At 31.2% G+C, this 15,468-nt stretch carries 12 protein-coding genes; 3 read left to right on the forward strand and 9 right to left on the reverse strand.

Translation table 11 applies throughout. From position 1 onward, the window contains the following. Positions 1-142: 142 nt before the first annotated feature. The 5 genes from AMD28_RS13060 to AMD28_RS13080 all read right to left on the reverse strand — a co-directional run bounded on the left by AMD28_RS13060 (position 143) and on the right by AMD28_RS13080 (position 4,433). On the reverse strand, positions 143-706 hold the full coding sequence (locus tag AMD28_RS13060) for a hypothetical protein (RefSeq protein WP_055444584.1): 564 nt from the start codon (positions 704-706) through the stop codon (positions 143-145). Between the two features lie 327 nt (positions 707-1,033). Beyond that, entirely contained in the window at positions 1,034-1,633 is a 600-nt protein-coding gene (locus tag AMD28_RS13065; protein WP_241492508.1) for a porin family protein, read from the reverse strand. A 60-nt stretch (positions 1,634-1,693) separates the two neighbouring features. After that, entirely contained in the window at positions 1,694-2,518 is an 825-nt protein-coding gene (locus AMD28_RS13070) for a DUF4412 domain-containing protein (RefSeq protein ID WP_055444585.1), read from the reverse strand. 111 nt (positions 2,519-2,629) lie between these two features. Next, positions 2,630-3,973 (reverse strand): hypothetical protein, encoded by a 1,344-nt coding sequence (locus AMD28_RS13075; protein ID WP_055444586.1) that lies wholly within the window; start codon positions 3,971-3,973, stop codon positions 2,630-2,632. 115 nt (positions 3,974-4,088) lie between these two features. After that, entirely contained in the window at positions 4,089-4,433 is a 345-nt protein-coding gene (locus AMD28_RS13080) for a hypothetical protein (RefSeq protein WP_055444587.1), read from the reverse strand. 173 nt (positions 4,434-4,606) lie between these two features. On the opposite strand from AMD28_RS13080, the gene AMD28_RS13085 reads away from it, so the two are divergent. Continuing rightward, on the forward strand, positions 4,607-5,188 hold the full coding sequence (locus tag AMD28_RS13085; protein WP_055444588.1) for an RNA polymerase sigma factor: 582 nt from the start codon (positions 4,607-4,609) through the stop codon (positions 5,186-5,188). Continuing rightward, the gene (locus tag AMD28_RS13090; protein ID WP_055444589.1) at positions 5,181-5,945 is read left to right on the forward strand and encodes a tetratricopeptide repeat protein; all 765 of its coding nucleotides are present in this window, start codon (positions 5,181-5,183) and stop codon (positions 5,943-5,945) included. The genes AMD28_RS13085 and AMD28_RS13090 overlap by 8 nt, the downstream gene beginning before the upstream one ends. A gap of 366 nt (positions 5,946-6,311) precedes the next feature. On the opposite strand, the gene AMD28_RS13095 is transcribed toward AMD28_RS13090, so the two are convergent. From AMD28_RS13095 to AMD28_RS13110, 4 genes are all read right to left on the reverse strand, one after another. Next, complete coding sequence (locus AMD28_RS13095; protein WP_055444590.1) at positions 6,312-9,074, reverse strand: CHAT domain-containing protein; 2,763 nt, start codon at positions 9,072-9,074, stop codon at positions 6,312-6,314. 61 nt (positions 9,075-9,135) lie between these two features. Beyond that, the gene (locus tag AMD28_RS13100; RefSeq protein WP_152975604.1) at positions 9,136-9,777 is read right to left on the reverse strand and encodes a hypothetical protein; all 642 of its coding nucleotides are present in this window, start codon (positions 9,775-9,777) and stop codon (positions 9,136-9,138) included. 115 nt (positions 9,778-9,892) lie between these two features. Beyond that, positions 9,893-12,328 (reverse strand): hypothetical protein, encoded by a 2,436-nt coding sequence (locus AMD28_RS13105; RefSeq protein WP_055444592.1) that lies wholly within the window; start codon positions 12,326-12,328, stop codon positions 9,893-9,895. Between the two features lie 158 nt (positions 12,329-12,486). After that, positions 12,487-13,086 (reverse strand): ribonuclease HII, encoded by a 600-nt coding sequence (locus tag AMD28_RS13110; protein WP_055444593.1) that lies wholly within the window; start codon positions 13,084-13,086, stop codon positions 12,487-12,489. 131 nt (positions 13,087-13,217) lie between these two features. Here AMD28_RS13110 and AMD28_RS13115 point away from each other — a divergent pair, with 131 nt between their 5' ends. Further along, a complete protein-coding gene (locus AMD28_RS13115) occupies positions 13,218-15,194 on the forward strand; it encodes a putative porin (protein WP_055444594.1) in 1,977 nt (658 codons plus the stop codon). The last annotated feature ends 274 nt before the right edge of the window (positions 15,195-15,468 follow it).

Below are 15,468 nucleotides of genomic sequence, written 5' to 3' on the forward strand. Positions count from 1 at the left end.
AAAGATAGGATTTGTATGTGGATTCTTAGTACTACTGTAAGAATTGCTTCGGTATTGTAATAAGCTGTTTCTTACTTGAAAAATTTGACATAAAAAAAACCGAAGCTTTTTACTTCGGTTTTAATTATTTTAAAGATATTGTTTAGTATGCAATTCCGTAATAATCACAAACGGCATAATAATCTGTTACGTCTACTCCAGCTTGGTTTAGATTGTTCAATGCTTGTTGCTTTGTGGAAATACTCGTTCTACCTGTTGTTGTGTTATTAGATTCTATAATAACCATTTTAAGTAAAGTATATCGATCTGCAGGAATAGTAACAGAAGCCCCAGTCACTCTATCGTAAAAAGTTAGTTCTACAGCTGCGTTTATTAAAATAGTTTTAATCTCGTCGCTAAAACTAGTACCAGGTATTGGGTAATAATTACCGCTACGTTGAATGTAGACTAAAATACCATCGTTATCTAAAACATCTTGGGTTAGTTGCGGTGCGGAAATGTTTATAGTCGTTCCAGTTAAGGCAGAAATGTCATATGTGTATGTTTCTACATTGGCATTTCCATCTTCTCCATTTGTTCCAGCAGGACCTATCGCACCAGTAGCGCCATCTTCTCCATCTTCTGGACTACAAGAAAAACTAAAAGTTACTAAAAGTGCTAAAAGAAAATACTTAGATCTTGAAATTGTTGTTTTTGAAAGTTTCATAATTTTAAAGTTTATTGGATTAATATTTATTTACTGTTTAATGAAAGGGTTTTTAAAAGGTTAACATTACTTCAAAAAAAGTCGAAGTATTTTTTCTCCGACTTTTAATGCAGCAGTTTCCTGCTTGTCTATAGTAACCCAAAAAAAACACTATAGATTTTTTTAGCTTCTGTACTTCTTAATGCTTTTTTATACGAAAGGTTAACCGTTAAATAAAAAAAAAGCTTCAGAAGTTGGTTCTGAAGCTTTTGCATTTGAAGACTAATTCAAATAAAACAAATAGAAAATAGCAAGCATTGTTATATGTAGATTCATTCGTTTATCTTTTTAAAGATTTAATAAAACTCCAACATTTATAACTACTTGACTGTAATTACTAACAACAAATTTGGGTTCTAGATATACTTTTAGTTTTTCTGTAAATTGGTAGGTTGCACCAGCTCCTATATTAGCACCTAATGCACTATCTGTTACTTGTTTTGTTTCGTAGTCAAATAAATCATCATAATAGGAGTTTCCTGTTTTGTAACTAGAAAAGTTTATTCCAACAACAGGATATACTTTTAATTTATTTTCAAGGATATTAAAATAGTAATGTGCATTTACATCGCCTGCAAATAAGCTTCGTTTATAACCATATACTTGATTCCCGAAAAAATAAGAGGCACTTGGTGAAATTGAAATATTATCGGTAATAGTAAAAACGCCTTTTAATGTAAATCCGGGTCCAGAAATTTTTTCGTTATAACCAAAACCGCCACCTAAAGAAATTTGTGCTTGCGTTTGTGTTGCGAATAGAAAGATTAATGAGAATAAGAATACGATGTTTTTTGTTTTCATAATTGGGTTGTTTGTTAATGGTACATTTTTACTTAGCTCCATGTTATGGTCGTTTTTGTGGTTGTTCCTTGTTTTTAAAGCATTCATTTAATACCTGTTTTTTGGATTATAATTATTAATGTAAATGCTTGATAAAGGTTAACAGGTTTACATCATTTTTTTATAATTACTACCATTTATGGTAAACTTGCTTTTTTCTAGTGCAATACATTTCATTACCATAATTTGTTCTTTTCTTTTGGAAGTATTTGTGATATGCATTTCCATGGTTAAACCATTAATCATCGACATCCAAGATTGGTTTAGACCTTTTTTAGCTTTTGCTTTGTAGAATGATTTGGAGAAAGAAACTCCAGCATCTTGGGTTACCCAAATGTTTCCATGATAGTCTTTACCTTCTACCTCATATTCATGACAGGTATAATTAAGGATGGTTTTTGTTTTTCCGGTTGGTGTAATTTTTACTTCTTGATCTTCCATAGCATCCTCTGTCATATTATCAAAATCTAAAGGGATGGACATTTGTTTTTTCTCATCATTTATTTCCATAAACATGGTTGCTCTTTTTTCAGACATATCCATCACAGTAATCATTTTGGTAGTATTGTTTTCTAAATCCATACTGCTGCCAATATAATTATCGTCATTATTTAAAAAATAGTGAATGTTTGTATGGTGCTTATCACTTTCAACTTGCATTACAAACTTGTGTGTAAATACATAGGTTTTCTGTATTTCTGAAGAGGAACGATTACTCTTTTGGCGTTGTTCTTTTTTATTTTGCTTCTTTCTATTAAAAGTGGAATCGAATGTTTTTTCGGTTTCTCTGGTGGTTTTCTCATCTACTTTCTTTTCTAAAGTTCGTTCTGCAGCGCGTTCTGCTGCATTGCCTAGTCTTTTTAAAAGCTGTGCTTGTGTGTTTGTAGATAGACTTAGACTTAGAATTATTAGTGCTAGTTTTAAAAATTTCATGATAACATGTTTTAAGATTACACCTTATTAATAGCGAACTTTATAAGAGGTTAACATTTGGTGTAAAAAAAACCGAAGACTAGCTTCGGTTTTAATTGAAGCAATTTGGTTTTATAAGAAAGTGGAAGCACCAACACCAGAAGCACTTGGAGAAGAAGTACCAACACCATCATTATCATCTTCATATTGTGGTTGTTCATTTCTAGCGTCATTAGCAAGAATATATACTTGCGCTTCGTACATAGAAATTTTTCCGTCAGCATTTAAATCGGCATTAACCGTGTTTCCTGTAATGGGATCTTTTCCAGTGACAGCAGCAAAAAAATGATAGGTAAATTCGCCAAACAGACCAGAAGTATGTGAATAGGTAACTTGAAATTCTGTTCCAGAGGTCATGATAACCCTATTTGGTCCTTTAAAATCCCAAATAACACCACCACTATAGCATGGTTTTACTACAGCAATCATAGAATTCATTGGTAAGGCATTAATTTTACTAGCTAAAAAGTCATCTGTCAATGCGGTAGAAGAATTATAGTAAAAAAACTGTTCATCTACATTGTCATTAATACCAGCTCTATTATCATCGCCATTACTATCTATAATTCCAGAGTTTCCATAGCTTGGATTGTAGGTGTCGTTACCGCCTCCGTGATTATTCATCATTAAAAAGAATTTGGTATTGGAATTCATTCTGTTTCCTAAATACGAAAATGCATTATTTAAGCCTGTTTGATTTGCGGCATAATGCACAGGAATGTCACTATCCTCGCCAATACCATTTTTATATACTACACGAATGTTGTCTTCGGGATAACCTTTATCTAATAAAATAGAGTACATGAATTTCACATCGTTCCAATAACGCATGTAGGCATAGCCATCGTTAATTCCGCCACTATAAATAAGTGCTGTTTTGTTTTCTTGCGAAAAATCAAATTCACATAATTGCGGATATCTTATACATACATTATAAAATTCTGGTCTAGAAATAAACACTGTCGGACTTAAAATTTGTATTCCGGAAAGGTTATTTATTAATAAGGTGGCTAATGAAATGTCTCCTAGAATTTGCGAAGTAGACAGATAGTTTTCATTATTACTTACCTTTAAAGTACCCGTAATTTTAACTTTTTTTCCGTAGTACTCATTAAGGTTTAATTCATTTTCTAAGTCGGAATCCATATTGATATGAATATAATTTCGCTCGTCTATAAGTCCGTCAACATAGTAATCATTTTGACTAACCAGTAATTTTGCTGCTTGGTTTTCTACAATAAGAATACCTTCTACTTCAAATTCTTGTCCAATTTGATTACGCCAAGAATCTTTTTTAATATTAGAGTAACCAACAATTTCTTGTTCTTGCTCTTGATTTTCAGATTCATTATCATCTGTCACACAAGAAAAGCTTAGCGCTAATAGTAACAGGAATAAAAATTTAAATTTTTTCATGATTATTAAGTTTAAAGATTAATACTGCTTTTTATGTGTTTGTATTTAATAGGTTAACATAACAGCAATAAAAAAAACCGAAGCATATTCACTTCGGTTATAAACATTATATGTTTTAGCTTTCTTCTTCTCCTACAGGCTCAGAAGCTGTTTTTATACTATTCCACTCTGGTTTGCTAGAATTTAAATAGGCATAAATAGGTTTTTCATTTCTTACCATGTCTAAATAAATAGGCATGTCTTTAAAAGGTAAAAAGATTGCGCCAACTTTATTTGCAGGAATATAGGTTGGTTGTGGCACTTGACTTGTTTCATGCAAGAAATACATAATAAATCTGTGGTCACTACCATAACAAGTTATGTATCCTTGAATTTTTATACTAATATTTCCCCAAGTTGCGGCATTTTGATAGCCTAAAGCTGCTCTGTAGTAGTTTACTGTAAATTGTTTTGTTGCCATAATATTTATGATTTTATGATTAATAGTATGGTTTAATGTAAACGGTATCTTAAGGTTAACATATTTAAATAAAAAACAGTAAAAAGATATATGTGGTAGAAGATTAATAGGTTATGCCTAAAAAAAGTTAAATTAGCAGTAGCGTGTTAACCTTTTATACTTAGTTACATTAAATGCATAGAGTTCAAAATAATATTACTATTGAAGATTTAAAGGAAGGTTCAGATTTGTTGTTTAAAAATATATACGAAGACAACAGAGACAAGTTTTTAAATTTTGCTAAAAAGTATAACTTATCTCAAGAGGATAATATAGACGTCTATCAAGATGCATACATTATTTTTTATAATAATGTCATGCAAGGCAAAGTACAAGAGTTTACTAGTAGCATTTCTACGTATTTATTTAGCATTGGTAAGTATTTGATTTTTGATAAAATGAAGAAAAACAATAAGACTATAAATCCAGATTTTGATTTGTCTATTGTTAGAGAAAAGGAAGAGCTTGTAGATCCAGAATTAGATTTGGAGCAAAAGGAACTAACCACAGAACAAATTTTATTAAAAAAGTATTTTGTTACTCTTGGAAAGAAATGTCAAGAACTTTTAACCTTATTTTATTATAGAGGTTTTACCATTAAAGACATTATAGAAACTGGAAGTTACACGAGTGAAAATGTAGTGAAAAGCGCAAAATCCAGATGCATGAAAACCCTAAAAGAAAGAATTAATACAAAGAATAATAGCAATGGATAATCAAGACCTACTATATCATTATTTTTCTAACAGCTTAACTGCTGCTCAGGAAAAGGTGTTTGAAGATTTATTAGAAAATGATGCCGAATTTAAAGCACAGTTTTTATTTGAACAAAACTTAAAAGCAGTAATTGAAAGTAATGAAATAGATACTTTAAAAGCAAAACTTCAAGGTTTTGAAAAAGACTTGTCTGCAACACAAACTACCAGAATAGAACATTTTAATACCGAAAATACAAAACCGAATCCTACTATTTTTAATTATAAAAACTTTGCCATTGCTGCATCTATTGCATTGTTGATGGGATGGTTTGGTTATCATTCGTTTTTTGGTACCGATTATTCTAGTATGTATGATGCTAATTTTAGTGCTTACCCAAATACCGTGTATACCATTACTCGAGGGGATACCGAAAATTCTCTAGAGCGTGAAGCTTTTGTAGCATACGAAAGTAAAGACTATAAAACTGCCATAGAAAAATTTGATGCCATTCCTGCTGAAGCAACAAAAGAGTACTTCCGTTTTTATAAAGCGCAAGCATATTTAAATGTAGAAGACACTAAAAATGCAAAAGCCTTATTTACAAAAGTAGTTACCGAAAATAAAAACTTTGTAGCAGAATCTACATGGTACTTGGCATTGATCTCTTTAAAAGAAGAAAATAAAACAGAAGCTAAAAAGCATCTGGAAAATCTAGTTGCTAATTTTGATTATAATAAAGAAAAAGCACAAACGCTTTTAAAAGAACTTCAATAGTTATGTCACTTCGAGGGCTTCCAGTTTTTTATTGGAATAGTATCGATAAATAGTTTTAAGAAATAGTTTAAAAAAATGTATTAGTTATGTCACTTCGAGGGCTTTCAATTTATTATTGGAATAGTATCGATAAATAGTTTTAAAAAAACGTATTAGTTATGTCACTTCGAGGGCTTTCAATTTTTTATTAGAATAATATCGAGAAATAGTTTTAAGAAATAGTTTTAAAAAAAACGTATTAGTTATGTCACTTCGAGTGATTTCAATTTTTTATTGGAATAGTATCGAGAAGTTGTACTAATAAATAGTTTCGATACATTTTGTTCGCTCTTTGTCATTCCGTACGAGATGCCGAATCCACATTTTTTATATTCTTGAATTTCTACGTTTCCTAAGTATTCCTCCAATTAAAATAAAAACAACGGTACCTAATAGATACCATATTAAATTACTACTAGAAGCTAAAGCAGCAGTATTTCCAGAAATTACAAATCCAGACCAATAATAAGGATGAACTAAAGCATTCTGTTTATTGGTATTTAAAAAAGCGACTTGTGCTTTTTGTAAGGCAATGTCTTTGGTTTCTTGTTTAGATAAGTTTTTGTAAAAAGCATCCATAATATGTAAAGCGGAAGCATCGTTAATTTTCCACAATGTACTAGAGATACTCGATGCGCCACTAAAGTAAAATCCGCGAGCTAGACTCATAAAACCTTCACCGCGTTTCAGGTTTCCAATACCACTTTCACAAGCGCTTAAAGTCACTAAATTGGTGTTCAGGTTTAAATTGTACAAATCACTTACATACAATAAATTGGTGTTTGTTGCATTTGGTTGAAAGGCTAAATAGGAGTATTCCGGAGTTTCATCATCTAAAATAGCGTGTGTTGCAAAATGAAGAATGCCGTATTTGCTGCTTTCTGTATTAAAATTCTCAAGGGTTGCTTGGTTGCTTGTTAATGTTTTTCCTTTAAAATAATGTAAAACGGAGGTAGCTTCCTCTATGTTATTTGGCAATGCTAAAAGTGTGGACGACGAAGCATTAAAACTAGGAGCAAAGGCAAGTGCCTCATTATTTATTCCTTCTTTTTCGGTAAGCTGTTTTAATAAAGTAGCAGAGTTCGCGTAGCTAATCGCATAGTCTTCTACCAAATATTTAGTGCGCTCTGAATTTGTATTTATGCTAGAAAACGGAATGTAATTCAGTAATCCATCCGCAACAATAATTAGATTTTCTGCATTTCGGTTTGCCAAACTTGGTGCCACTAACTTTTTATATAACGTATATGTTTTGCTATTTAAGGTTTCTAAATCTGATTTCGGATTATTAAGCATTTCATAGATGGTAATAATCTCGTTTTCTAAATCAGCATCCAGCTTATAATACTGCATGTCTTTCGTGTTTTTAGTAATCGAGATGGTATAAATAGCGTTGTTTCCATAAAAATAAGAAAGCATTAGATCTTCCGGTTTTAACAGTGCTTGTACTTGAGAAACAGAAATTACTTGTGCGTTGTATTTTAAATCGTAATAGCTTTTGTAGTTGGTTTCAATGGCAGTTATAAGGTTTCGGTATTCCTTTTTTAATTGAAATAATACATCTTCTATTTTTTTGTTTTCCGAATGATTTAATTGTTTTTCAATATGATTGATTTGCGATTTTAATACTTGTTCTTGCTCAATAATCTCCTTCGGAATATTAGCAAACGCCGTAGCTTTTGTACTTAACAGTGCTTCTAGTAAAAGTGCGGATTTGCTTTTTTCGGAATAAAAGAAAGCATTGTCTATAAGCGAATCCTGTTTTGTATTTTGATATACATTGTAGGTCGCTTGCAAACCAGACTCGAAAACAGGAAAGGCTTCTTCCATTAAAAAGAGTTTATCGGTGTTATTTTTAAAACTAGGTTTTAATAAATCTAAGGTTTGTATCGCTTCCTGAACCGTTTCTAAACTTTCGGAAGGATTCGATAGTTCATTTAATATCTCTGCTTTGTTTTTTAATATTTTTAAAACTGCAGTCTGATTAATAGTAGAAGGATTCGCGTTTGTAGAAAATTGCTCTAAAGCCAAATTGTAATTTTCTAAAGCTTTTTCGGGGCTGTTAAATTTGGAGTGTAACAAACCTATTTTGTTATATGCTTCTGCAATATCATTATGTGCTTGATCTTGCCATTTTTGTTTTACAAGTTGTAACGCTATTCGGAGTTCCTTTTCAGCTTCCAGATAATTGTTTTCAGCTTCTAATATTTTTGCTTTTGCTTCGTGAAATACAGACCATCTTGGATGATTCTCTGCTAGATTCTCTTTCATTATTTTTAGATAGTATGAAGCGCTATCTATTTGTGAAGTACTCAAATAATTTTCTAGTAAATGGTTTGCTTCTGTAATGATACTACTAGCGTTTCCGTTGTTAAGCAAGTTGTGTTCTAAAGATTTTTTGAAGTATGCATTAGATAAAGTATACTGTTCTTGACTTTTTAAAACTTCGGCAAGTAGGCTGTAGTTTCTGTTTATTTTATAAAGATCGTCTGCTTTTTTAGTTTCTAAAATATGAATATTCTTGGTGTAGTATTCTTTTGCTAAATCATATTTGCCATCATTAAAATAGGTCTTTGCTATAAAACTATAGGCGCTAGTTAATAGATCTATATTATATACATTCCATTCTTCTTCATTTAAAGCTTCAGTAGAAGTAATTATAGAAAGGAATGCTTCCCTTGATTTTTCATAATCGTTCAATAAATAATAATAGGTTCCTTTATCTAAATGGATGGTGTTTATATAATAAGACGGACTGTCAAATTTGTTTATTTCGTTTTTATTAAACCGAATAATAGAATCTAGTGTGTCTATATTGCTTTTCATTTTTCTTAAATTGTAAAAATGACCTGCCGATTTATTAGAAGAGCTAATACTTCCAATTAGAAATTCTATATCCTTATGTTCTTTTGCTAGTTTATTAACTTGATCGTAGTAATAATAGGTAGAGTCTTCATTTGTGTAGATAAATTGATTTGCTTTAAGAAATAAAGAATAAACCTTATCCATATAAATAGAATCATTTTTATTTTGGCTGATAGCATTATTTATAGCTAGAAATGAAAATAAAAGGAGTATTCGTTTTTTCATAAAAAAGTCTTCAAAAATGAATTGAAGACTAATTTACAAATATTTAAAATAATATGTTTTGTTATAGGTTCACCAAGTTAGCCAATATAGAATAACTTCCATTGGCGGTTACCACAGTTATCATTACTTCTCCTGTAAATTCATCTTCAGAAAAACCGAAGGATTGATACTTACCTAAACCATTGGTATTTTCTATAGTATGGATTTGCGAATTAGCATTTGTATTTACCAACGTATTTTGGTTTGCAACAGAAGTAATATTTAAACTCAATATACCTGTTCCTGGTTGAAAAATAATATTTCTAAAAGTGTTGAATTCTGTTAAACAAAGACATGGTGACGGAGCTGGTGGTACAGGAGGAATTCTTGGTGGAATTAAAAATGCATTTTCCGGACTTATAATAGATTGAGATTCTTCGTTGTTATTCGCTATTGCTGCATTGGCTTGCGTAATACTCGCTTGCGCATCATTGTAACCAGGATCGCTATCCGGAATTTGTTGCCATATAGCAATGTCTGCACTTAATCTGGTGTTTTCGGTTTCTAAATAGTATTTACGCAAGTCGCCTTCGTAAATGTAATTGGTAGCTGTAAATTCTACTTGTTCTGGATCATTTTGCTGAAAAAAGTCATCTTCGTCACAACTAATATGTGTGAACATAATAACAGACAAGAGCACTAGTACTACATAACGTGTTTTCATAATTTAATGTTTTTTGGGTTACACTGTAGCTAGTTAATAGTAAGGAGATACTAAAGTTAACAATTTTTCAAAAAAAACAAAAAAAAACAGGTTATTTTCTGTAACTAATTGTCTGTTAGTTTATTTGGTATATAATAATCGTGTTGTTTTCACCTTTGGTTACAAACTCTAAGTTGTTGTCTTTGTCTAAATTGTCTAGCGCGATTGCAGAGTTTCCATACACAGGGAAATTGTTTTGTAAAACACCATTACTATCATACAAATACACTTTTTGCGTTTGTAAGTCTGTGGTAGAAACGTAAATTTTATCGTTGATATAAAATAGTTTTGGTGTGTCATAATTACCAAAATCTAAATCTAACGTTTTACTTTTTATAGTTAACTTGTTTTCGGTTTGTGCAATTAGCGTCTTTGTTGTAGTTGCTAAATGGTGTTTTATACCAAGATTTAGGTTTTGTGTACTGTTGGTTCCACTGGTGTTAAAGCTAATCAATTTACCATCTTTGGTTGTAGTTGTGAATTTATTATAATATAGGTATAGTGCTTGATTAGAAAAGGCATATTTGCCTTTTGGTGTTACTCTTGTTTTACCTACACGATCTACAATATATAGTTTGTTGTCTGTTTTAAACGTTAAGTAATCTTTTCTCCCAATTCTAAAATGTTGCGGTTGGTGATTAATCGTGCTTTCTGCAGCTTTAAATTTAAATCCCTTTACCGGTTTTCCTTTAGCATCATACATTAAAACATTTTTACCTTGTGTTACTAATAGTCGGTACTTTTTGTTATTGTCATAATCAAAAACCGAAAGCGGCTGCGTAATAGCATCGTTATACTTTAATGGAAAAGGAGCAACGTCTTTTCCGGTTCTATCTAAAACATAAACGCGGTTAGGAGTAGCAAATGCTAATTGGAGTCTGCCGTTTTTGTACATGTCTATTTGTTGTACTTCTCCTAAAACAGGACCTTGAAGTTGTTTTTTCCAAAGTACTTTTCCTCTATTAGAAATAAGATAAATATGGTTGTTAATGTCTTGAACTATAATTTCCTTTTGCTTGGTGATGTGATTGGTTACCAATTGCGGATTGTTTACCAAGTCTGCATCTAGTTTGATATTGTATAATTCGGTAACCGAGTTCTCTCTTGCTCGTGTCTTGTTCTTTTTTATGACTGCATTTACATGTGCGAAATTGGTATCGTACACAAATTGTATAGCCGAAGTTTTATAATCGTCTAGTTTCAGATTTAGGGTTTCATTAAAATTTGTATTTATAATGTGCTTTAAAGCTGTAGGATTTGCAACCAGTAATAAAGACGAAGCATTGGTAAGATGCACTTTGGTACTTTGGTAGTATTCCTTTTCGCTATACGTAGTCTTGTTTTGGTAATTCGCAATAATGTTTTCTAAAGCTTCTTTGGTACTGGTGAAAACAAAAAAGTCATTTACATTGGCGTAATAATTCGCTTGGTTAAAAGTAATTAAAGGGGAGAATGTATTGCGGAATAATCCCGATTCACTAAAACTATAAATATCAATCTGTCTGTAGGTTTCTACCAAATTCTGGTCGTTTAGTAATGCATCCTTTGTGGCAATAGCATCTAAAGAGTTTAATAGAATACTTTGGTTTTTTCCTTCATAAATAACACCAACTTCTACAATGTTATCAAAAAGCGTAGTGTCTGTTGTTAAAGAATCTGTAATTCGGAATTGTTTTAGATTTTCATTTAAAATTGAAAAATCTTTAAATGTAAAACTCATAAACCCATCGGCATTACTTGGAGCAATCGATGCAATGCTGTTTTCTTGAGCAATGGTGTTTTTAAAAATATTAATCAGGCTTTTTGTAGAGTCTGTTGCTTTGGTAATTCCGTTTAAAATAATAGCATCTTGGCTAATATCTGCATCTACAAGTGTGTAGTTTGTAAACGAAGCAAAAGAAATAGAATCATTAGTAAATACAGATTGTATTGGTTGTTTATGTTTGTTATTAATAAGAATAGAAAACGGTTTTTTGGTATCGCTAGTTTTTAAAATGGTTTTTAAGTCTTCATCTTTATTCGTTGTAATAAGCGAAGTTTCAAGAATGTCTTTACTAGAGGAAGCTATAAAAACACTGTCTTTATAAGTATTGTAGATAATGTTTTTTTCTATTTGTGTTTTATTAATAGATATACTTTGATATAAATAGGCTTCCACACTAATGTTTTGCAAAGAGTCTACAGCAAACAAATCTGGTGTCTGTTTGGTGATAATAGTATATTGTAAACTGTCTTTTTCGTCATAATTAAAACAAACTAAAAGCGGATTTGTAGTATTTAAGTATTTAAGATTCTCTAGTTTTTGACTTAGTGAAGTATATGTTTTGCTTTTTGATAGACTGCGGAGTAAATCATTATTATCTAAATTGCTTTTTAAGCTTTCTAAATTGTTTACCTTAATAATTACCGAAGCATCTTCTGGAATATAATCGGTAGTATTTATATGTGTATTCTTTGTATTACAGCTAATAAGTAATAGACTAATAAGAAAAAGGTTCCAGATTTTTTTCATGTAAAAAAGGGATTTGTACAAATATAGGAATGCGTTTATAAAAAGTACTTAAAGTGCCTAAAGTATTTAAAGCTATAGCTAATTAAAGTTTTTCAACGCACCTTTTAATATTAAGGATTTTTTTTAGTTTCAATCAACTTCAACTTCACCAGAGGTGCTTATACCTTTAAACGTAATTGTTCGGGTAATAGTCGGAAAGATTTTCTGTGATATTTGGTGATTCCGTATTTTCTAATCGCTTCTCTATGTTCTTTGGTTGGATAGCCTTTGTTTTGTTTCCAATTATACATCGGGAATTCTTCATGAATTTTATTCATATACGCATCTCTATACGTTTTTGCTAAAACCGAAGCTGCAGCAATACTTAGAAATTTCCCGTCTCCTTTTATAATGGTTTCATGCGGAATACCTGGATAAGGTTTAAACCTATTTCCATCTACAATAATAAAGTTAGGAACCTGTTTTAAATTCGCAATAGATTTGTGCATGGCCAAAATGGAAGCGTTTAGAATGTTTATTTCATCTATTTCCTCTTGAAAAACATGAGCAAAACCAAAACAGATAGCCTCCGTTTCTATAATTGGTTGCAATAAATCGCGCTTTTTTTCGCTTAATTGCTTCGAGTCATTAAGTATTTTGTTTTTAAAATTATCTGGTAAAATTACAGCAGCAGCAGTAACAGGGCCAGCCAAACAACCTCTTCCAGCTTCGTCTGTTCCACATTCTAATTTTAGTTTCGAGTAATTTATTTTTAGCATTTAAGTAATTGTTAAGAATAACAAGTTGTTATAAATTGTAATATTGTAATTCATACCTATTAGATATTTTCTATTTTTGGCAAAAAATAGACAAGTCGGCTTTAGGTTGTTGCAAGGTCTAAAAAATAATTATGAAGCAAAAAATTCTGATATTCTTTTTACTAAGTGTTTTCCATTTTGGGTATTCGCAAGTTTCGCCAAAACCACAAATAGAAAAAAGTGTAAATAAAAGTGACGCCCAACAAAACAGAGCTAATGATACTTTGTCTACGGGATCTAATAGAGAGTCTAAGACTGTAAAGGACCAGAAAGCTAAAATTCAAGACTATGTAATCATCTCACATAAAAGAGATACCGTACATGTAGATACTACACTATCCATTAAAAAGGAATATAAATTTAATTACTTACGAAAAGACAACTTTGAATTGTTGCCATTTTCTAATGTTGGCCAGACCTATAATAGACTTGCATATAGTTTTAATAGTGATAAACTCATGCCTCTATTCGGTGCAAGAGCAAGACACTTTAATTATATGGAAATTGAAGACATAAACTATTACCGGGTACCAACACCATTTACAGAACTATATTATAAGACTGCTTTTTCCCAAGGACAACAAGTAGATGCTTTTTTTACCGTAAATACTTCGCCGCAATTAAATATTTCTTTGGCGTATAAAGGCTTGCGTTCTTTAGGTAAATACCAGCACATATTAACCAGTACGGGAAATTTTAGATTTACTACAAGTTATAATACAAAAGACAAAAGATATATTGCTAATGCACACTTTGTTGCGCAAGACCTTTTTAATGAAGAAAATGGCGGACTGCAAGAAGATAATGTCGCATATTTTGAAGCTGGCGATCCAGAATTTTCAGATAGAGGTGTTTTAGAAGTTAATTTTGAAGATGCCGAAAGTATCTTAAAAGGAAAACGTTTTCACTTAGATCATAAATACATTATAACAAACGCTAAAGATTCTTTAGCATCAAACACTTTAAGTGTCGGACATATTATTTCTTTTGAAGATAAGTACTTTGAGTTCAATCAAGATGATGAAACCGATTACTTTGGCGAGTCCTTTAGAACATCCGCTTTAAAAAAACGAGTTACGCTAGAAAATTTTTACAACCAAGTACATGTAAATTATACCAATAAAACCCTTGGAGCATTGCAGTTTAATGTAAGTCATAACGATTATAATTACGGATATGATAATGTTGTAATCTTAAACGGAAACAGAATAACCAATAGAATAACCGGACAAATACTAGCAATAGGAGGTGCGTATAAAAAGAACTTTAACAAGTTTCAATTAGATGCAGAAATAGGAGCAAACATATCTGGAGATTTTAATGGTAATTTCTTAACCGCAAAAGCAACCTATCCTATTAATGAAGATGCAGTAGTTAGCGCAAAATTGAACACCAACTCCAAAGCACCTAATTACAATTTCCAATTATATCAAAGCGATTATATAAACTATAACTGGGAAAACAAATTCAACAATACCCAAACACAAGAAATAGAATTGCAATTGCAATCCAATAAAATAGCAGATGTCTCTTTGAGCGTTTCTTCTATAGACAATTATACCTACTTTAAAAGTAATCCAACAGATAGCTTAATTAAACCGTATCAAAATAATGCTACCATAAATTACTTTAAGCTAAAAGTCGAAAAAGAAATCACCTTTAAAAAGTTAGGCTTAGCAAACACTATATTATATCAAAACGTAAAAGACGAAAACAATACCTTAAATGTGCCAGAGTTTGTAATGCGTAATACTTTATACTATGCAAATACATTCTTTAATAATGAGCTGTTCCTGCAAACCGGAATCACCTTCAGCTATTTCTCTAAATACTATATGAATGGTTATGATCCCGTTTTAGCAGAACTATACGTGCAAGACCAAAAAGAATACGGCGCATTCCCAAGATTAGACTTCTTTATAAATGCCAAAATTCGTCAAGCAAGAATCTATTTAAAAGCAGAACACTTTAATTCAGCATGGACTGGGTACGATTATTACTCTGCACCAAACTATCCATATAGAGATTTCGCCGTACGTTTCGGTGTGGTGTGGAATTTCTTTTTATAATTTTCAGGGCGTTACCATACTTAACCTGTAGTTAAGTATGGTCAGGCTATCCGCTATATCTTTTTGTATCCTTATTATAATAGAGAAGAAGCGTCCTATATATAAGGAGGGTTATTAATTAAAGTATAGGTTTCATTACTACCAAAAAGGATGTCGCTACTATCCTTAACGCGAATCCCAAGAAACAAGCAGTATATTTCAAAAAAACTTTGCGTTATAAATAGCTGAAAATAAGCCCTTAGAAAGGCTCAAAAAAAATAATCAAAAAAAAAAT

It is taken from the genome of Lacinutrix himadriensis, assembly GCF_001418105.1.
Classification (GTDB): domain Bacteria; phylum Bacteroidota; class Bacteroidia; order Flavobacteriales; family Flavobacteriaceae; genus Oceanihabitans; species Oceanihabitans himadriense.